At 40.4% G+C, this 17,497-nt stretch carries 19 protein-coding genes; 10 read left to right on the forward strand and 9 right to left on the reverse strand.

Annotation, left to right across the window (positions count from 1 at the left end):
* Positions 1-17: 17 nt before the first annotated feature.
* From WDV75_RS21520 to WDV75_RS21535, 4 genes are all read left to right on the forward strand, one after another.
* On the forward strand, positions 18-974 hold the full coding sequence (locus tag WDV75_RS21520) for a polysaccharide deacetylase family protein (protein ID WP_273557786.1): 957 nt from the start codon (positions 18-20) through the stop codon (positions 972-974).
* A gap of 118 nt (positions 975-1,092) precedes the next feature.
* On the forward strand, positions 1,093-2,046 hold the full coding sequence (locus WDV75_RS21525; protein WP_273557785.1) for a glycosyltransferase family 2 protein: 954 nt from the start codon (positions 1,093-1,095) through the stop codon (positions 2,044-2,046).
* Between the two features lie 330 nt (positions 2,047-2,376).
* The gene (locus WDV75_RS21530) at positions 2,377-3,189 is read left to right on the forward strand and encodes a GNAT family N-acetyltransferase (protein WP_273557784.1); all 813 of its coding nucleotides are present in this window, start codon (positions 2,377-2,379) and stop codon (positions 3,187-3,189) included.
* 7 nt (positions 3,190-3,196) lie between these two features.
* Positions 3,197-3,280, forward strand: coding sequence for a hypothetical protein (locus tag WDV75_RS21535; protein WP_273557865.1), 84 nt, complete (start codon positions 3,197-3,199; stop codon positions 3,278-3,280).
* Here WDV75_RS21535 and rfaC read toward each other — a convergent pair.
* The 3 genes from rfaC to rfaD are packed head-to-tail and all read right to left on the reverse strand — an operon-like array spanning position 3,260 to position 6,237.
* Complete coding sequence (gene rfaC, locus WDV75_RS21540; protein WP_273557783.1) at positions 3,260-4,237, reverse strand: lipopolysaccharide heptosyltransferase RfaC; 978 nt, start codon at positions 4,235-4,237, stop codon at positions 3,260-3,262. The genes WDV75_RS21535 and rfaC overlap by 21 nt on opposite strands.
* Complete coding sequence (gene rfaF / locus WDV75_RS21545) at positions 4,237-5,289, reverse strand: ADP-heptose--LPS heptosyltransferase RfaF (protein WP_273557782.1); 1,053 nt, start codon at positions 5,287-5,289, stop codon at positions 4,237-4,239. Before rfaF ends, rfaC begins: the two co-directional genes overlap by 1 nt.
* Positions 5,290-5,298: 9 nt before the next feature.
* The gene (gene rfaD, locus WDV75_RS21550; RefSeq protein WP_273557781.1) at positions 5,299-6,237 is read right to left on the reverse strand and encodes an ADP-glyceromanno-heptose 6-epimerase; all 939 of its coding nucleotides are present in this window, start codon (positions 6,235-6,237) and stop codon (positions 5,299-5,301) included.
* A gap of 278 nt (positions 6,238-6,515) precedes the next feature.
* On the opposite strand from rfaD, the gene kbl reads away from it, so the two are divergent.
* Both kbl and tdh read left to right on the forward strand, forming a co-directional pair.
* Positions 6,516-7,712, forward strand: a complete 1,197-nt coding sequence (gene kbl, locus WDV75_RS21555; protein ID WP_273557780.1) for a glycine C-acetyltransferase — start codon at positions 6,516-6,518, stop codon at positions 7,710-7,712.
* A 9-nt stretch (positions 7,713-7,721) separates the two neighbouring features.
* Entirely contained in the window at positions 7,722-8,747 is a 1,026-nt protein-coding gene (tdh, locus tag WDV75_RS21560) for an L-threonine 3-dehydrogenase (protein ID WP_273557779.1), read from the forward strand.
* On the opposite strand, the gene WDV75_RS21565 is transcribed toward tdh, so the two are convergent.
* Both WDV75_RS21565 and envC read right to left on the reverse strand, forming a co-directional pair.
* The gene (locus WDV75_RS21565; protein WP_273557778.1) at positions 8,744-9,775 is read right to left on the reverse strand and encodes a divergent polysaccharide deacetylase family protein; all 1,032 of its coding nucleotides are present in this window, start codon (positions 9,773-9,775) and stop codon (positions 8,744-8,746) included. The two genes, tdh and WDV75_RS21565, sit on opposite strands and share 4 nt — an antisense overlap.
* A gap of 16 nt (positions 9,776-9,791) precedes the next feature.
* Complete coding sequence (gene envC, locus WDV75_RS21570) at positions 9,792-11,105, reverse strand: murein hydrolase activator EnvC (RefSeq protein WP_273557777.1); 1,314 nt, start codon at positions 11,103-11,105, stop codon at positions 9,792-9,794.
* 329 nt (positions 11,106-11,434) lie between these two features.
* On the opposite strand from envC, the gene WDV75_RS21575 reads away from it, so the two are divergent.
* From WDV75_RS21575 to cysE, 4 genes are all read left to right on the forward strand, one after another.
* Positions 11,435-11,872 carry a rhodanese-like domain-containing protein gene (locus WDV75_RS21575; RefSeq protein ID WP_273557776.1) on the forward strand — a complete coding sequence of 146 codons (438 nt, stop codon included), beginning with the start codon at positions 11,435-11,437 and terminating at the stop codon, positions 11,870-11,872.
* A 71-nt stretch (positions 11,873-11,943) separates the two neighbouring features.
* Positions 11,944-12,414, forward strand: a complete 471-nt coding sequence (gene secB, locus WDV75_RS21580) for a protein-export chaperone SecB (RefSeq protein ID WP_189759444.1) — start codon at positions 11,944-11,946, stop codon at positions 12,412-12,414.
* Positions 12,414-13,433 carry an NAD(P)H-dependent glycerol-3-phosphate dehydrogenase gene (gpsA, locus tag WDV75_RS21585; protein ID WP_189759445.1) on the forward strand — a complete coding sequence of 340 codons (1,020 nt, stop codon included), beginning with the start codon at positions 12,414-12,416 and terminating at the stop codon, positions 13,431-13,433. The genes secB and gpsA overlap by 1 nt, the downstream gene beginning before the upstream one ends.
* Positions 13,434-13,451: 18 nt before the next feature.
* A complete protein-coding gene (cysE, locus tag WDV75_RS21590) occupies positions 13,452-14,273 on the forward strand; it encodes a serine O-acetyltransferase (RefSeq protein ID WP_273557775.1) in 822 nt (273 codons plus the stop codon).
* Between the two features lie 76 nt (positions 14,274-14,349).
* Here cysE and trmL read toward each other — a convergent pair whose 3' ends face one another.
* Genes trmL through WDV75_RS21610 form a run of 4 tightly spaced genes read right to left on the reverse strand, consistent with a single transcriptional unit; the run spans position 14,350 to position 17,294 of the window.
* Positions 14,350-14,853, reverse strand: a complete 504-nt coding sequence (trmL, locus tag WDV75_RS21595) for a tRNA (uridine(34)/cytosine(34)/5-carboxymethylaminomethyluridine(34)-2'-O)-methyltransferase TrmL (protein ID WP_273557774.1) — start codon at positions 14,851-14,853, stop codon at positions 14,350-14,352.
* On the reverse strand, positions 14,847-15,542 hold the full coding sequence (locus WDV75_RS21600; protein ID WP_273557773.1) for an NTP transferase domain-containing protein: 696 nt from the start codon (positions 15,540-15,542) through the stop codon (positions 14,847-14,849). Before WDV75_RS21600 ends, trmL begins: the two co-directional genes overlap by 7 nt.
* A complete protein-coding gene (locus WDV75_RS21605; RefSeq protein ID WP_273557772.1) occupies positions 15,539-16,501 on the reverse strand; it encodes a DMT family transporter in 963 nt (320 codons plus the stop codon). Before WDV75_RS21605 ends, WDV75_RS21600 begins: the two co-directional genes overlap by 4 nt.
* Positions 16,494-17,294, reverse strand: coding sequence for a choline kinase family protein (locus WDV75_RS21610; RefSeq protein WP_273557771.1), 801 nt, complete (start codon positions 17,292-17,294; stop codon positions 16,494-16,496). Before WDV75_RS21610 ends, WDV75_RS21605 begins: the two co-directional genes overlap by 8 nt.
* Positions 17,295-17,497: the final 203 nt, after the last annotated feature.

Genomic DNA, 17,497 nt, shown 5'->3' on the forward strand with positions numbered 1-17,497 from the left:
TTTTGGGTATGTATCTTATGACACAACCTGCGTTTATCATCACAATTGATACTGAAGGTGATAACCTTTGGCAAAACGATGAGCAAATCTCTACCAAAAATACGCGATATTTACCACGATTTCAGAGCTTATGTGAGCGTTTTGGCTTCAAGCCTGTTTGGTTAACTAACTATGAAATGGCAATGGATGATAGTTATATTGAATTTGCCAAGGATGTGATCGCCAGAAATGCGGGTGAAATCGGTATGCATTTACATGCCTGGAATAGCCCACCTATTACTTCTCTCACTGGCGATGATATGCGTTATAAGCCATATCTGATTGAATATCCTAAAGATCAGATTAAAGCAAAAATTGATTTAATGACTCATCTTTTGGAAGACAAGCTCCAAACTAAAATGTTGAGCCATCGTGCCGGGCGTTGGGCATTTAATGAATATTATGCACAATTGTTGGTTGAATATGGGTATCAGGTAGACTGCTCAGTTACACCAAAAGTTAATTGGAGCTTTACCAAGGGAGATCCTAATGGAAATGGGGGAACAGATTATAGCCGTTTTCCTGATCAGGCTTATTTTATGGATTTGCAAGATATTTCCAAAGAAGGTGATTCATCGTTATTGCAAGTACCAATGAGTATTCAATATAAGCACTCTGGAGTTATGAATTTCATTAAGCAGAAATATGATCGATTGAGAGGAAAACAGCGTTCACCATCGGTTAATTGGCTGAGACCAAAAGGTGGGAATTTGGCGCAAATGAAAGCTGTAGTCCAGAAAACATTGGCATCTGGTAATGACTATATTGAATTTATGCTGCACTCGTCTGAGTTTATGCCTGGTGGAAGCCCAACCTTTAAGAGTGAAGAACAAATTGAACAACTTTATCGAGACTTGGAAGGTTTGTTTAATTTTATTAACCAATTGGTTCAAGGCATGACATTAGCAGAATACTACCAATTAAAACTGCCATGATGTAAGGTAAAGATAAGCCTATTCAAAAAAACAAAAGATGATAGGAGTGATACCATAGATATTATTTTTATTTTATGGTATTACTTATTTATAGATTGTAACATTAATAATAATTATTATGACTAACGCAAAAAATATATATCCAGCCTCTCAAAAAATATTATCAATTGTTGTGGCTGCACATAATTTAGAAAAACTAATTTCAAAATGCATCAATAGCATAAAAGATTCTTTATATGATTTAGAACCTTATTTATATGAGGTTTTGTTGATAGATGATAGTTCGTCTGATGCAACTCCATCTATTTTAAAAAGGTTCTCTGAGGAAAATGAGTCTTTTATATATATAAGAAAAGAATTTAGAAGTTTAGGGAAAGTAAAAAAGTATGCTGTAGAAAAAAGTCGTGGTGAATACATTACTTTTGTTGATGGTGATGATTTTCTATCATATTTCTCCATGAAAGAATTTATTGATTTCCTTATGCAAAATAAACCGGATATGCTAGTTAGTTCATTGCAAGAAGTCAGGAAATCTAGTGATATAATACATAAATCTCATTTAATATCCCCGGTCCTATTCGATAGGAATACGGCAATAAAGGAATATTTAATTCATAAAAAGTACCAGGCTCATTCATGTGGTAAGTTTTTTAAGAGAGATTTATTTACAGGAAGCAATTTTCCAGAAGTCTCATGCTATGAAGATGCTCTATCATTTTCATCTATATTAATTAAGTGTGAGAAAATTTTTTATACAAAAACGAAATATTATAATTATATTAAAAGAGAAGATAGTCTATCTGGATCTATAAATAAAGATAAAATAAATATTATGGCAGAGGTCATACTAGTAGATGATAAATTGTTTGGTAAAGAATTTAGGAAATTAACTGTTTGTCATGCAATAGAGCTTGTATATAAATATCATGATTGTCTATCAGATAAATATCTGTGTTTATTAATGGATATGATTGGCAATATATCCATTTTGGATTTTCTGCTAGATTGCAGAATTAGATTTAGTTTCAAGAAAAAATTTTATAAAATGAAAATTAAAAGTTATTTTAAATAAAATTTGGTTTTAGGTTGTTCTTAAAGCTAGCAAAAAACTAGTCTTTTTATTGTCTAAATTTATATATACTCGTTAAACTTCAAGTTGCAATTTACAACACTATATGAAACCACATGCATCTTGAAGTTAGATTGGTATAGACATTTATGTATTTAAATCTCCCTAGTTATGATTTTTTTAACGTTTATGTAATAAATATAAATTATTATTAATTTTTATAATAATAAATACATATTATTGATTGCAATATATTCTATTTCGTTATTTTGGTGTAAAATAACACATTCGACATATTTTTGATTATTTTCAGATAAAATAAAGAGTACCTTTATGGAGATGCTTTCTATAGAAGCTACAAAAACACTTTTTTCAGGATGGATAGAATGCAATTTTGCACAGTATAAAGAAGCACATGCTCTTTTTGGCGGATGTACATTAACTCATCCCAATATTGTATCTTTTTTGGATAAACATCTTGATGGACAGTTTTGTTTTTATATCAAAAAAACAGCATCTGGAATTAAAGGTGCCTGTTTTTCTTTTGAAAATAAAAAGCTGATTGAAGAAATGCAAACTAAATATCCAGTTTCATATGATGAAATTGTTTTCCCTATTGTAACGGATGCAAAATTATTTTTACCTATAAAATCAAAGCGATTATCGCCTATTCATGAAAAGAATTTTATCAATGCTAGTTATAGACCTCTTTTCAGTAAGCGCCAAATTTGCTTAATCAAAGATAGTTTTTCTTACAAAACTCGCCGTAATCGCAGTAACGAGATCAACAAATTTAAGCGTGCAGGAGGAGAAATTCGTCCCTCAAGTGAATTCAGTGCAGAAGAGTTGGTAGATATTTATATTGATCTGTACCAAAAGCGTTGGAATAACGGCCATTCTGAAGAGCAGAAAAAGCATTTCCTTGAAATATACACTGAGCTTCGCGAGCATATATTTGGCAATGTATTACTGATTAACGGCAAGCCTTGTGCTTATGATTTTGTCCTGTGGGCAGAAAGCCCCAAATGGATTTCTTTTGATGCCATTAATGGTGGTTATGATCCTGAATATGCTCATCTCAGCGTTGGTAGTATCTTGATGTGGGTGAATGTCCAAGAAGCAAAAGCATTGTGTCATCAGGGATGATAAAACCATGCGTTACTCCTTAGGCAATCCTACTTTTGAATACAAAAATCGTTGGTGTGAAACATTGCCGCTAGGCAAAGTGCTTTTTTAATGTGTTCTGCAAGAGCAGCATAACTTCCCCTGAAGTAACACCTTGCATCGTATTATCCGCCGATTTCAAAGGATGCTGCTCTTTACCATATCCACCGATTAAACCAGGATCAGTCGGCCCAAATAGCGTAATATTGGGTCGATCAAGTGCCGCTGTCAGATGGCTTAAGCCCGTATCAACTGAAACTACGGCTTGTGCCCCCGCAATAACATGTGCAACTTCAGCCAAAGTCAGTTTTGGCAGAACATCAACATGGGAAAACCCTTCCGCTAGCCTTAATGCTCGCTGATATTCATGCTCAGCGCCCCAAGGCAATTTAATGCGCATACCCGTTGTCTGGATATCTGCGATAAGCTGCCGCCAATGATCTTCAGGCCAATGTTTTTCATCGCGCGTTGTTGCATGGAGAAAAACGAGATAATTATTTTGGCCATTAGTTTGCTGGTGCAAAAAATGGCGGGCGATGGCGTAATTACCTTGCCCTGACGGTTTTTTATACCCCAAACTATCAGCAAATAAAGCCCGAGTGCGTTCAACCGCGTGTTGTTGCTTGCTGACAGCATGACAATGATCATAGAAGAAGCTGGCGATGGGCTCACGGATGCTTTTTCGATCGTAACCATGCTTTGGGCCATGTGCTAATCGCGTTACCAAAAAAGCGCTTTTTAACAGACCTTGAGCATCAATGATAGCGTCATATTGGTGCTGTTGCAGTTGTTGCCGAAATTGTGCCCGTTCTTCACGAATATCCTTCCTAAACCAATTTTTTCGCCAGCGGCGAATAGCCACGGGGATCACATTTTTGACCGCATAGTGCCAGGTTGGAATTTGGGCAAACCCCTCTTCCACTACCCAATCAAATTGAATATCAGGAAGCTGCTGTTTTGCATCAGTTAACGCCGGCAGAGTATGTAACACATCTCCCATCGAAGACGTTTTTACCAGTAAAACACGCATTAATTTTGGCTCTCCGCCTGTAGCAGTTTTGCTAATGAAGATAGAACTCTTTCAGGTTGAATATCGATCAGACTTTGGTGATAGCCACCATCGCTGTCGCCTTTTCTGATTTTGTGGTAACCCGTAATCAGGCGGATCACTTCGGCCTTATTTGATAATGGCGGGGTAAAATCCGGGCTACTTGGCCCATATAATGCCACCAGCGGCCGGTTTAAGGCTGCCGCTACATGCATCAAACCTGAGTCGTTTGTGACGATGGCATCACAAGCTGCGATGACATTTACCGCTTGTTCAAGCGAGGTTTTTCCTGCCAGATTGAGACAATATTCGCGGGCATCATCGCTTAACAGTGCGCGAATATCTTCACCTGCCTGATGATCTTTGTCAGAACCAAACAGCAAAATTTGGTAGCCTTTTTGGGTAATTAACTGTTCAGCGAGGGCAGCATAGTGATAATGTGGCCAGCGCTTGGCTGGTCCGAACTCAGCACCAGGGCAGAAACCAATAATAGGGCGGTGATCGGAAATATTGAAGGCTGAAGTTGATTCGGCAATATCTTCGTCATTGACACTTAATCGCGGCCATAACAAAGGTTGTGGAAGATCATCGGCGCTACGTATATTTTTCCCTTCATACGCGAGAGCGATATAGCGTTGAACCATGAGTGGAAAAGCACTTTTATTCAGGACTCGGATGTCATTTAATAATCCGTAACGCATCTCACCACGCCAGCCTGTCCGTTGCGGGATATTGGCGAAGAAAGGGACCAATGCAGATTTGAATGAATTGGGTAATATATAAGCACGATCATATCTATTTTCACGTAATGCCAGCCCAAGGCGTCGGCGCTCACCCAAGGCCAGGGCACCATGACCAAGTGGCATGGCTAATGCCTGATGCACTTCTGGCATTTTTGCCAGTAATGGACGACACCATGCGGGTGCCATCACATCAATTTCTGCATTGGGGTGCAAATCTTTCAAAGTACGGTAGAGGCTTTGTGACATCATCATGTCACCCACCCATGATGGGCCGATCACCAATATCTTCATAGAAATCGATTAATTATCCTGATTGAGCCATTGCATATATTCAGCGACGCCTTCGGCAACCGTCTTGAACGGTTTTTGATAGCCAGCAGCGCGAAGTTTTGTCAGATCTGCCTGAGTAAAACTCTGGTAACGGCCTTTTAATTTTTCTGGAAAGTCGATGTATTCGGCGGCTGGAGATTTTTCTTTATGGAATTCAATCACAGCATCTGCGACAGCCTGGAAAGATTCAGCGCGGCCTGTTCCACAGTTAAAAATGCCGGAAACGCCATTTTGCCAGAACCATAGATTGACGGCGGCAACATCGCCAACATAGATAAAATCGCGGCGGAAATTCTCACTGCCAGCAAATAACTTCGGATTCTGTCCCTGGTGAATCTGGTTATTTAAATGATAGGCGACACTCGCCATACTGCCTTTATGACCTTCGCGCGGCCCGTACACATTGAAATAACGGAAGCCGCAAATTTGTGAATCCGCATGGGGCAAAATATCACGAACATATTGATCAAATAGGAACTTGGAGTAGCCATAGACATTGAGAGGTTTTTCATATTGGCGCTCTTCAATAAAATTGTCACTGCGGCCGCCATAAGTAGCAGCAGAAGAGGCGTACAGGAAGGGGATTTGGCGCTCAAGGCAGTAATGCAGAACATCTTTAGAATACTGATAATTATTGTCCATCATATACTTACCATCCCATTCTGTTGTGGATGAACAAGCACCTTCATGGAAAATAGCATCAATGTCACCTAAATCATCACCTGCCACGATACTGGCAATGAAGTCTTCCTTATCCATATAATCGGTGATATCCAAATCAACCAAATTGACGAACTTTGTGCCGTCTTTCAGGTTATCAACAACCAGAATATCCTTATAGCCCTCATCATTCAGTGCCTTGACAATATTGCTGCCAATAAACCCTGCGCCACCAGTGACAATAATCATTTGGCTCACCTCTAAATAGTCAGTTCACTTTATACCCAGCTTTATTACTGTAACTTGACGTCTATTGGGTATATCTTTGCTGCGTATAATAGCACTTAACCCCACTGACGACAGCAGCTTAGGCAGGGAAATATCCTGAAATCTTGCTGTATACCAGACTCTGGGCCGTGATCAGCTTTACAAAGTTGAGATTAACTTTCTCGTTGTGTCGTCACTAGCAGGATCTATCAGTAAAATACATCATGCCTTTCACTTAGTTAGGGATTCAGGAGAGAAAAATGTCAGCGTCGTTTTACCAGAAAATTAATGAGCAGTTGGAACAAACCCGCTCCGAAGGATTATTCAAAAGTGAGCGTATAATCACTTCTGCTCAGGATGCCAATATTGCTGTTGCGCAGGGTAACCAAGTTATTAATTTTTGTGCCAATAACTATTTAGGCTTAGCCAATCATCCTGACTTGATTGCAGCGGCAAAAACAGGCATGGATAGTCATGGTTTTGGTATGGCATCTGTTCGTTTTATCTGTGGTACACAAGATTCTCATAAAGAATTAGAAAATAAGATTGCTGAATTTTTGGGTATGGAAGATGCCATTCTGTACTCCTCGTGCTTTGATGCAAACGGCGGTCTGTTTGAAACCCTATTTGGGCCAGAAGATGCCATTATCTCCGATGCTTTGAACCATGCCTCTATCATTGATGGCATCCGCTTATGCAAAGCAAAGCGTTACCGCTATGCCAATAATGACATGCAAGAATTAAGGGTGCAGTTGGAAAAGGCAAAAGCAGACGGTGCGCAAAATATCCTGATCGCAACTGACGGGGTATTTTCAATGGATGGCGTTATTGCTGACCTGAAATCTATCTGTGACCTGGCTGATGAATTTGGTGCGTTGGTTATGGTGGATGATTCACATGCAGTTGGTTTTGTTGGCAAGCATGGTCGTGGCACTCATGAATACTGTGATGTTATGGGACGTATTGACATCATCACCGGTACGCTAGGTAAGGCACTGGGTGGCGCATCAGGTGGTTATACTGCCGCGCGTAAAGAAGTGGTTGAATGGTTGCGTCAGCGTTCACGCCCATATTTGTTCTCTAACTCACTGGCTCCAGCCATTGTCGCTGCATCGATCAAGGTGCTGGACATGCTGAAAAGTGGCGATGATCTGCGTGAGCGTCTCTGGAAAAACGCGAATTTGTTCCGTGAAAAAATGACATCCGCAGGTTTCACGCTGGCGGGAGCAGATCATGCGATTATTCCTGTTATGTTGGGGGATGCAAAACTGGCGCAGGAATTCGCCGCAGAACTACTGAAAGAAGGCATTTATGTGATTGGGTTTTTCTATCCGGTTGTGCCGAAAGGTCAGGCGCGTATCCGAACCCAGATCTCAGCTGCTCATACTGAAGAACAAATTGAACGTGTGGTGGCTGCATTTATCCGCATTGGTAAGCAATTGGATGTCATTGCTTAAGGTATCATTATGAAAGCATTGTCCAAATTAAAGCCAGAAGAAGGTATCTGGATGACAGATGTGCCCACGCCGGAGCTTGGGCACAATGATGTGATGATTAAAATCCGTAAGACTGCTATTTGTGGGACGGACGTTCACATCTATAACTGGGATGATTGGTCGCAAAAAACTATCCCTGTCCCGATGGTAGTGGGGCACGAATATGTTGGTGAAGTTGTTGCGATTGGTCAGGAAGTAAAAGGGTTCAAGATTGGTGATCGTGTATCTGGTGAAGGCCATATCACCTGTGGCCACTGTCGTAATTGTCGAGGTGGACGTACGCATTTATGCCGCAATACCACGGGTGTGGGTGTGAACCGTGAAGGTGCTTTTGCTGAATATCTGGTTATTCCCGCATTTAATGCTTTTAAGATCCCAGACAATATACCCGATGAGCTGGCTGCGATTTTTGATCCATTTGGTAATGCGGTACACACTGCACTGTCTTTTGATCTGGTGGGGGAAGATGTACTGGTATCAGGCGCTGGTCCTATCGGGATTATGGCTGCAGCGGTATGTAAGCATGTTGGTGCCCGTCATGTCGTGATTACTGATGTCAATGAATATCGCCTTGAGTTAGCTCGTAAAATGGGTGTTACCCGTGCTGTGAATGTTAGCAAAGAAAATCTAACTGATGTCATGGCAGAACTGGGAATGACGGAAGGTTTTGATGTTGGGTTGGAGATGTCAGGTGCTCCACCAGCGTTTCATACTTTGCTCAATACCATGAACCACGGTGGGCGCATTGCTCTGTTAGGTATTCCGCCTTCGGATATGGCGATAGATTGGAACCAGGTCATCTTTAAGGGATTATTTATCAAGGGCATCTACGGGCGTGAGATGTTCGAAACCTGGTACAAGATGGCGGCTTTGATCCAATCTGGTCTGGATTTATCCCCGATTATCACTCACCAATTCTCGATTAATGATTATCAGAAAGGCTTTGATGTCATGCGTTCAGGGCAATCTGGCAAAGTTATCTTAAATTGGGATTAAAAATTAGCGCAGGCGTCTTTAGTTTTTTGGATGCCTGCTTGATCGTTTTCTGGTCGAGTTTCCGTTTTATTTGCCAGTGTGTGTTTTACTTCTGTTTTGTCCGGCGTTTTTTTTGTCGTGTAATTCCCCAAAAGTTTTTGCATGTACCGATTGAAGGCATTAAAGATAACACTGCTAGATAATGCCTTTTTGACCATCTTGAGATACTCCAACTGAGTCGCTGGTGCAGGTTTTGGCTCATGGGGTTGTATGCACTTACGTGCAGTTTGATGATCTAACAACAGGCTGGGTGTCACCAGTTCAATATCACCGGGTAATGTTGCAAGTGCTTGCTGTAAGGCGCGTATGGTCGTGGGATATGGGTGCCCAATTGCAACGGCAGAACCTCGCTTGCGGGCAAGTGAAATTGCTCGGTTAAGTTGATGCCGTGTTTCGGCTTCGGTTTGAATATTATCCAAAAACACATTTCTTCGGATCACGGGAACAGGGGTTCCCATTGCCGCTTTGGTAACTTGTGTATTACCTATTGTCACACTGTCCAGAAAGTAAAGGTGATAATGGGATAACGCTTGCATTACCTTTTCCATGCCACTGAGATTCGATGTCATCGCACTGCCCATATGATTATTCATACCCACAGCATGGGGAACTTTCTGTATCGCATCTTGAATAATACGGGCAATTTCTTCCCTGTCCATGGCAGGATGGAGTGTATTTTTTTCCAGCGGTTGCCTGCCTAATGGGGCCATTGGCAAATGGATTAAAATCTCCCGTCCCTGCTGATAAGCCTTTCCCGCCATTTTCCTGCCATACGGAGAGTTGGGCAGGATGGCGATAGAAACCGCAACGGGCATTTGTAAGATTTTATTTTCTTCATTAACACGATAGCCAACATCATCAATGACAATGGCTAAACGTGCAGCTTGTGCATTTAAAGCAAATAGCAATGATGTGAAGAATAGCGGTATCCAAGATAAAAAAGTGAATACATTAACCTGTTTTATTAAACGACACCGCATCTTCACCATTACTTGTATTCCTATCCTATTTCCCTAACCACGGTAAAGGGTTAACAGCCTGCCCTTGACGGCGGATTTCAAAGTACAGTGAAGGTTGTTGCTGCCCGCCGCTACTGCCAACCAAGGCTATTGGCTGGCCTGCCCGAACCTGTTGCCCAACACTGACCAATGTACTCTGGTTGTAACCGTAAATGCTCATATCACCTTTACCGTGTTCAATCACAACAACCAGTCCATAGCCTTGTAGCCAGTCTGCCAGCAAGACACGACCATCTGAAATTGCCCTGACTTCTGTCCCTTCCGCTGCTGAGATAACAACGCCTTTCCAGCGAAGTTCACCTTGTATTGCTTCGCCAAAACTATGGATAACACGACCGCGTACTGGCCAGATTGCTTGCCCTGCAGGACGCCCAAGGCCACCAGTTCGTGCCATGAGAGCACGTTCTTCTTCTGTTGGTTTATAGCTGGAACCTTTTTGTTGTGCTTGTTTCTGCTTAGCAGCAACTTGGGCACGAACACGAGCTGCTTCACGTGCTTCACGTTCAGCACGCGCTTTGGCTTCCCGCTCAGCTTTGGCAATTTTGTCTCTCAGTCTGGTTTCATTCTGCCGAAGCTCAGCCAGACTCTGTTGATCTTTCTTCAATGAAGATTCGAGTGTCGTTAATGTTTTTTGCCGTGCAGTGCGGGCAGTTTCCATCTTTTGCTTTTGCTGTTTTTGGCTGGCCAGTATCGCTTTCTGTTCACTTTGTTTTTCTAGTTGCAGTTTTTTTTGTTGGTTAAGTTCTTCAGTGGTTTTTTGCAGTTTAGCGATAGTTTCCTGACGAGCCTGATTTAAATAACTGTAATAGGCGAGAATACGTTCTTTGCGCTGATTTTCTTGTCCATTGAGCAACAACTCTAACCCTTGGTGATTTCCTTGCCGGAATGCAGCATCCAATTGGTTGGCAAGTAATTGACGTTGCTCCTTTTGTTGTGTTTGCAGGTGCTTGATATTGGTATTTAATGATGAAACGTCGTTTTCCAGTTTATTCAGGCGAGTCTGTGTTGTATGCAGCGAGCGTCCCACTTCGGAGATAGTGCTTTCTTGTTCTTTTAATTGGTTAAGCAGATCTGCACGTTGTTTTTGTTGCTGTTTTACGCTTTTCTCTTTCTCGGCAATATCCTGTTGAATATCTTTGAGCTGATTTTTATTCTCTGAAATTGGATTAGCGAAAGTATTTGTACTGAAACTGAGAAAGGTGAACAACAAGGCACAGAGTTGTAACACTCTGATTTTATTTTGCAATTTGTATTGCCTCTGCCGATTTTTACGGCTATTGAGATCCTTATTTTCAGCCATTTTATTGGGTACCCTGCTGCTAAATAGCGCCTGATTATTTCATGAGGAATTGCCCCTGACCAGAGAACAGACTGTTTTTTATCATTAATATAAGTTTTAGTTAATTTAGTCCATTTATGGTCGAAGATCCTGCCTTGCTCCAGTGTTACATGAAATATTTTATTGATGTATGACAATCAAGTTGTTCTCGGCATGTTTTTTAATTTTTCTCGAAACTCTCCGCAAAATCTGCATTGGATTGATGCTAATTGGCTGTAATTGAGGCAACACACAGGTATACTCTTCTACCTTAGATATTTGTTATTAACTAACGGGAGTTGTTGCCCTCCATGCTGCAAGAAATCATGCAATTTATTAGCCGGAACACGATCCTGAGCCTTGTCTGGATTGCATTGCTGGTGGCTGTCATTGTTATGACGGTAAAAAGCGTGTTCTCCAAGAGTAAAGAGATCACCCGTGCTCAGGCCATCCATTTCATCAACAAGGAAGAAGCTATCGTCGTGGATTTACGCTCCCGTGACGATTTTCGCAGAGGGCATATTATTGGTTCCGTTAACCTGACGCCATCTGAAATTAAAGACAGTAATTTAGGTGAGTTGGAGAAACATAAAAAACAGCCTGTTATCGTAGTTTCAGCGAATGGGCTAGAATCCAGAACACCAGCGGAAAATCTGGTTCGTTTAGGCTTTGAGCAGGTTTATTCCCTGAAAGAGGGGATTGCTGGTTGGGCGGGTGAAAATCTGCCATTGGCTCATGGCAAGAGATAACGAACTTAGCTGCAAGTAATAGCTTGCATTATTGAACAGCTTAAGGACATCTGAAAAAGGTAAACATCATTATGTCAGAACAAAACAACACAGAAATGGCTTTCCAGATCCAGCGTATTTACACGAAAGATATTTCTTTCGAAGCACCAAAAGCCCCGCAGATTTTCCAGCAGGATTGGCAGCCGGAAGTTAAATTGGATCTGGACACTGCTTCCAATGAATTGGTTCAGGGAGTTTATGAAGTTGTTCTGCGTGTTACCGTCACTGCGACACTGGAAGAAGAAACTGCGTTTCTGTGTGAAGTTCAGCAAGCGGGTATCTTCTCTATTGATGGTATTGAAGGAACCCAGCTGGCACATTGCTTAGGTGCATATTGCCCGAACATTCTGTTCCCATACGCCCGTGAGTGCATCACCAGCTTGGTAAGTCGTGGTACTTTCCCACAACTGAACCTGGCTCCTGTTAACTTTGATGCGCTGTTCATGAATTATCTGCAACAGCAGGCTGAATCTCAGCCTAATGAGGCTGAACAGGAAGCCTAATGAATACTGCTTCTATGACAGTGATCGGTGCCGGTTCATACGGCACCGCTTTAGCCATTACTTTGGCTCGCAATGGGCACGATGTTGTGCTTTGGGGGCATAACCCTGAGCACGTCAATGCGTTGCAACAGGCGCGTTGTAATCAGGCATTTTTACCGGATGTTTCTTTTCCTGATAGCTTACTGCTTGAGTCTGACCTGAAAAGCGCTGTTTCAGCCAGCCACAATATCTTGGTCGTGGTTCCCAGCCATGTTTTCGGAGATGTCTTACAGCAGATAAAGCCACATTTACAACAGGATAGCCGCATTGTGTGGGCGACCAAGGGGCTTGAAGCGGAAACAGGGCGCTTATTACAAGATGTCGCTCGTGAGATATTAGGTGATGAAATCCCCTTGGCTGTAGTTTCTGGCCCGACATTCGCAAAAGAGCTAGCGGCTGGTTTACCAACAGCGATTGCGGTTTCTGCCACCACACCTGAGTTTGGTGAAGAACTACAACAGTTTTTCCATTGCGGCAAAAGCTTTCGAGTCTACAAAAACCCAGATTTCATTGGGGTACAGCTCGGCGGGGCAATAAAGAATGTTATTGCAATTGGTGCAGGGATCTCTGATGGTATGGGATTTGGGGCTAATGCCCGTACAGCATTGATCACCCGCGGATTGGCGGAGATGAGCCGCCTTGGTGTGGCGTTGGGGGCTGATCCTTCGACATTTATGGGAATGGCTGGATTGGGTGATTTAGTTCTGACCTGTACCGATAACCAATCCCGTAACCGTCGTTTTGGCATGATGTTGGGAAAAGGTATCGGTGTTGATGAAGCACAGTGTCAGATCGGGCAAGTTGTTGAAGGATATCGCAATACCAAAGAAGTCCGTGCCTTGGCGGAACGAGTGGGTGTTGAAATGCCTATCACAGAGCAGATCTACCAGATACTATACTGCAATAAAGATGTGATTGAGGCTGCCCAAACATTGTTGGGAAGAGCGACAAGAGATGAGGGAGAAGGCTCTCACTCTTAAATAAATGAGAACACTGATATGTCGCGAGCAGAACTGAACGAAGTCTGGAAAAATATAAAAAACGAGGCGAGGGCGCTGGCAGACTGTGAACCCATGTTAGCCAGTTTCTTTCACGCGACACTACTCAAGCATGAAAATCTTGGTAGTGCCTTGAGCTACATGCTGGCAAATAAGCTAGCATCACCGATTATGCCCCCTATTGAAGTCAGAGAAGTCGTTGAAAGTGCGTATCGCAGTGATCCTAAGATGATTGAATCGGCTGCACGTGATATCAAAGCTGTCCGACTGCGCGATCCGGCAGTAGATAAGTATTCGACATCATTACTCTATCTTAAAGGTTTCCATGCTCTGCAAGCCTACCGTATTGCTCACTGGCTATGGAAAGAAAATCGCAAGGCATTGGCAGTCTATCTGCAAAACCAGATCTCAGTTTCTTTTGGTGTCGATATTCATCCCGCCGCCAGAATTGGCTGTGGCATCATGCTTGACCATGCGACAGGTATTGTAATCGGTGAGACGGCGGTAGTTGAAAATGATGTTTCTATTCTGCAATCTGTAACTCTTGGGGGAACAGGTAAAACTAGCGGAGATCGTCATCCGAAAGTACGTGAAGGGGTGATGATTGGTGCGGGTTCCAAAATCCTCGGCAATATCGAAATTGGTCGAGGTGCAAAAATTGGGGCAGGCTCAGTTGTATTAAGATCAGTTCCACCTCATACCACAGTGGCAGGTGTACCGGCGAGGATTGTGGGTAAACCGGAAAGTGAGAAGCCATCGCTGGATATGAACCAGCATTTTAATGGCATCAATAATGGATTTGAGAATGGGGATGGAATTTGAAATTCTGTCTCTTTTCTTATGAGTATTAATAGATAGGACATTTAGCGTGGATTAGACGCTAAATGTCCTATTAATCTTAATCCCGCAATAACGCACCTGGATAACCCAGCTGCCGCCATGCTTCGAACACAACCACTGCCACAGAATTGGACAGATTCATGCTACGACTATCTGGCAGCATAGGAATTCTGATTTTCTGTTCAGTTGGCATGTTATCTAACACATAAGATGGTAAGCCACGAGTTTCAGGGCCGAACATCAAATAATCACCATCACGATAACTCACACTACTGTGTGCTGGAGTGCCTTTTGTGGTTAAGGCAAATAGGCGCGCTCCAATAGGAGATTGTGAATTGACGGAACTGAGTCCTTCACTTTCCAGGAATGCATTGTAATCGTGGTGTTGTTTGATATTGGCAAACTCATGGTAGTCTAACCCCGCACGACGCAAGCGTTTGTCGTCCCATGTAAAACCTAAAGGTTGAATGAGATGAAGCTGACAGCCTGTGTTGGCACACAGGCGGATGATGTTGCCTGTATTAGGCGGAATTTCTGGTTCGAATAGGACGATGTTTAGCATGGTTTAATTAAATTGTTACAGATGTAGTTGTAATTTTCTACAGTATCCATTTCTGCTGCGTGTGTTTTTTCTACTAAGAGTGTACCAACATCTATTTTGTCTAATAGGGATATTGGTATATTATCCCAATAAAGTTTACTATTTTTTAATGTATTATGATCAAGATATTTAGGTAGTTCTTTTTTAATAAGAGCACATGCAGAAGTATTCCAGTAAGATATACCGAGAAGAGATGGTGCATTAGTGTTACTGACTTGCATGCTCTCAATTATGCCATGATTATTTAATATAGGAATCCATTCTTTATTAGAACTCTCTGGTCTTTCAATAACATAATAAGTGCTTTTTTTTAGTGAAACTAAAATATTTTTTAACAATACAACATCAGCATCTATAACTATAGAATCATTAAAAAATCCAGAGGCTAATTTGAAAGATTGTATGCTATTGTAATCTGCATAATTTGGGTTATGAATCAAATTGCATTGATATTTGTCTCTTAGATAATCGAATAAATGAGCCATATGACCAGTAACTATATGAATCTCATTCACATTAACATCATTCAGATATTGTATGGTGCGTTCAATATTCGGTATTCCATTTATAGGAAGAAGAGCTTTATGGTTGTTTGTTGTCAGCTCTTTAAATCGAGAGCCTAAACCTGCAGCTAAAATTATTGCATTCATTTGAGAGATAATCTTAATTTTTTTAGATCACGAGGGTTAACGACCGTTAGAAATGAACCTAAAGAAACACCTGAGCATATAAATAATAAATTTACAGATATGGGCTCGCCTATAATTAGATATGAAAAGAATATTGCCCATATAGAATAGGTTATATTTAGAGCCATCGCTCTGATCGGACGTAATTTTTCTATAGCACGATAATAAAAAAGGTAGGATGCTGTTGCAGCTAAAGAAGTTGTAAATAGTAAAGTAGATAATTTAATATCTGAAAAAATATGTATTACTCCTGGAAAGGAGTGAATGAAGACTATGATAAGAATAAAGTAGCCCAAGGAAGATGATAATTGCCTTATAAAATAAGCAATATCCGAAGGAATGTTTTTATTCATGCCGTAAGAACTGATTACAACTTCGGCACCCCAGCCCAAAGCACATAAGAAAGCAAAAAGGAATCCTATTTCTCTTCCTCCAGAGATAACTTGAGTAGAGGCTGAATAACCTAAGGCCATTGTACATACTATGGCTAATAGTAAACCTAATAGTCCTATTTTATGGATTCTATCTTTAAGCAGACAAAACGATATTAAGGTGCCAATCGCTGGATATAATGCGGAAATGGTTGCAGTATATCCTATACCAATATTTTTTATTGCTAAAATATAAAAAGACATTCCCATAGGACCGCCAAATATAGCGGCTATAGAGATAATTAAGTTATTTTTTTCTTTGAAAATGGACAATATTGCTTTCTGATTTTTTTTGTATAGTAAATAAAAAATCATATATACTAACGAAATTGAATCATTAAGAAATGCAATGATTATAGGAATAATAAAAAAAGAGGCAAGAGTATTATCTTTTAATACTAAAGCTAAAAGAACTCCGCTTAATCCCCAGAAAATGCCAGATAATAACCCATGGAAATTAGCCCATAATTTTTGGTATTCATTAAGCATAATTTAACTTGTATGTTTGCATTGTTTTATAAGCACGCATAAGGCGATTGATGCCATAGTTGCCGAAATTTTCTCCATTTTCTTCTTTCACCATTGTCCATATTGTCCAGAGGACATCTTGTGTGAACTGGAATAAAAGTATTTTTTTCAATGTATTAGCGTCAATTTTTTCTTTAAAATAATTAGAAAGAAACTCTATCTGTTCCTCTGGTGAATAATTGCATTCTAAAAATAAAGCTGCAATATCAAACATTGGATCATTCATGCCCGAATATTCCCAGTCAATGATATAGATGTTATCATCAAATTTGAGTATATTTTCTGCAACTAAATCATTATGACAAGGACAACATTCTATGCCTAGTGTGTTTAGTATTTCCTCTGATTGAAGAAAAAATTGTATTACTTCTTCTTTTTGTTCAAAAGAGTAAGGAATTATTTTGTTTTTCAGTAGAGACCAATAATGATTGAATTCATTAAATACATTGAAATGATTATTGAATTTAAAATCTGATTTATGTAATTCACTAAGTTTATGGCTAATTAATAATATGTTATCTTTAGATTTAGCTGTTTTAGGTGATAAAGCAGAGGAGTTTTTTATATATTTTGTTATTTTTATCCCTGTGTGATGATCGAAATAAAGAACATTAACATTAATTCCTAACGAAGACATCAATTCACTATTGGTCTTTTCGTTATATCTGTTTATAAAATTTTCTGTTGCTTTTCCGGGTATGCGTAAAACCATTTCTTTATTATCAATAAATATTAGATAGTTGGTATTTGTCATACCACCAAGCAGAGAAATATTTATTTTATTGTTTTTTTTCTAAATTTAATATATTTCTAATTAGTTCATCTATATCTTTAGTGTTTTCAATCACGCAGTAAACTTCCCAGACTTCTTTGTTTTTGAAATTATATCATACTTTAACAAGTAGAATAATTATTTTTTATTATCTTTAAGCCACTCCCTAAAGAAGTGGTTATTGA

Origin of the sequence: Xenorhabdus griffiniae (assembly GCF_037265215.1) — a bacterium.
Lineage (GTDB): Bacteria > Pseudomonadota > Gammaproteobacteria > Enterobacterales > Enterobacteriaceae > Xenorhabdus > Xenorhabdus griffiniae.

Coding starts and splice junctions, on each gene's coding strand:
- WDV75_RS21520 (WP_273557786.1), top strand. CDS start 18: ATGACACAACCTGCGTTTATCATCACAATTGATACTGAAGGTGATAAC.
- WDV75_RS21525 (WP_273557785.1), top strand. CDS start 1,093: ATGACTAACGCAAAAAATATATATCCAGCCTCTCAAAAAATATTATCA.
- WDV75_RS21530 (WP_273557784.1), top strand. CDS start 2,377: ATGGAGATGCTTTCTATAGAAGCTACAAAAACACTTTTTTCAGGATGG.
- WDV75_RS21535 (WP_273557865.1), top strand. CDS start 3,197: ATGCGTTACTCCTTAGGCAATCCTACTTTTGAATACAAAAATCGTTGG.
- rfaC (WP_273557783.1), bottom strand. CDS start 4,237: ATGCGTGTTTTACTGGTAAAAACGTCTTCGATGGGAGATGTGTTACAT.
- rfaF (WP_273557782.1), bottom strand. CDS start 5,289: ATGAAGATATTGGTGATCGGCCCATCATGGGTGGGTGACATGATGATG.
- rfaD (WP_273557781.1), bottom strand. CDS start 6,237: ATGATTATTGTCACTGGTGGCGCAGGGTTTATTGGCAGCAATATTGTC.
- kbl (WP_273557780.1), top strand. CDS start 6,516: ATGTCAGCGTCGTTTTACCAGAAAATTAATGAGCAGTTGGAACAAACC.
- tdh (WP_273557779.1), top strand. CDS start 7,722: ATGAAAGCATTGTCCAAATTAAAGCCAGAAGAAGGTATCTGGATGACA.
- WDV75_RS21565 (WP_273557778.1), bottom strand. CDS start 9,775: ATGGTGAAGATGCGGTGTCGTTTAATAAAACAGGTTAATGTATTCACT.
- envC (WP_273557777.1), bottom strand. CDS start 11,105: ATGGCTGAAAATAAGGATCTCAATAGCCGTAAAAATCGGCAGAGGCAA.
- WDV75_RS21575 (WP_273557776.1), top strand. CDS start 11,435: ATGCTGCAAGAAATCATGCAATTTATTAGCCGGAACACGATCCTGAGC.
- secB (WP_189759444.1), top strand. CDS start 11,944: ATGTCAGAACAAAACAACACAGAAATGGCTTTCCAGATCCAGCGTATT.
- gpsA (WP_189759445.1), top strand. CDS start 12,414: ATGAATACTGCTTCTATGACAGTGATCGGTGCCGGTTCATACGGCACC.
- cysE (WP_273557775.1), top strand. CDS start 13,452: ATGTCGCGAGCAGAACTGAACGAAGTCTGGAAAAATATAAAAAACGAG.
- trmL (WP_273557774.1), bottom strand. CDS start 14,853: ATGCTAAACATCGTCCTATTCGAACCAGAAATTCCGCCTAATACAGGC.
- WDV75_RS21600 (WP_273557773.1), bottom strand. CDS start 15,542: ATGAATGCAATAATTTTAGCTGCAGGTTTAGGCTCTCGATTTAAAGAG.
- WDV75_RS21605 (WP_273557772.1), bottom strand. CDS start 16,501: ATGCTTAATGAATACCAAAAATTATGGGCTAATTTCCATGGGTTATTA.
- WDV75_RS21610 (WP_273557771.1), bottom strand. CDS start 17,294: ATGACAAATACCAACTATCTAATATTTATTGATAATAAAGAAATGGTT.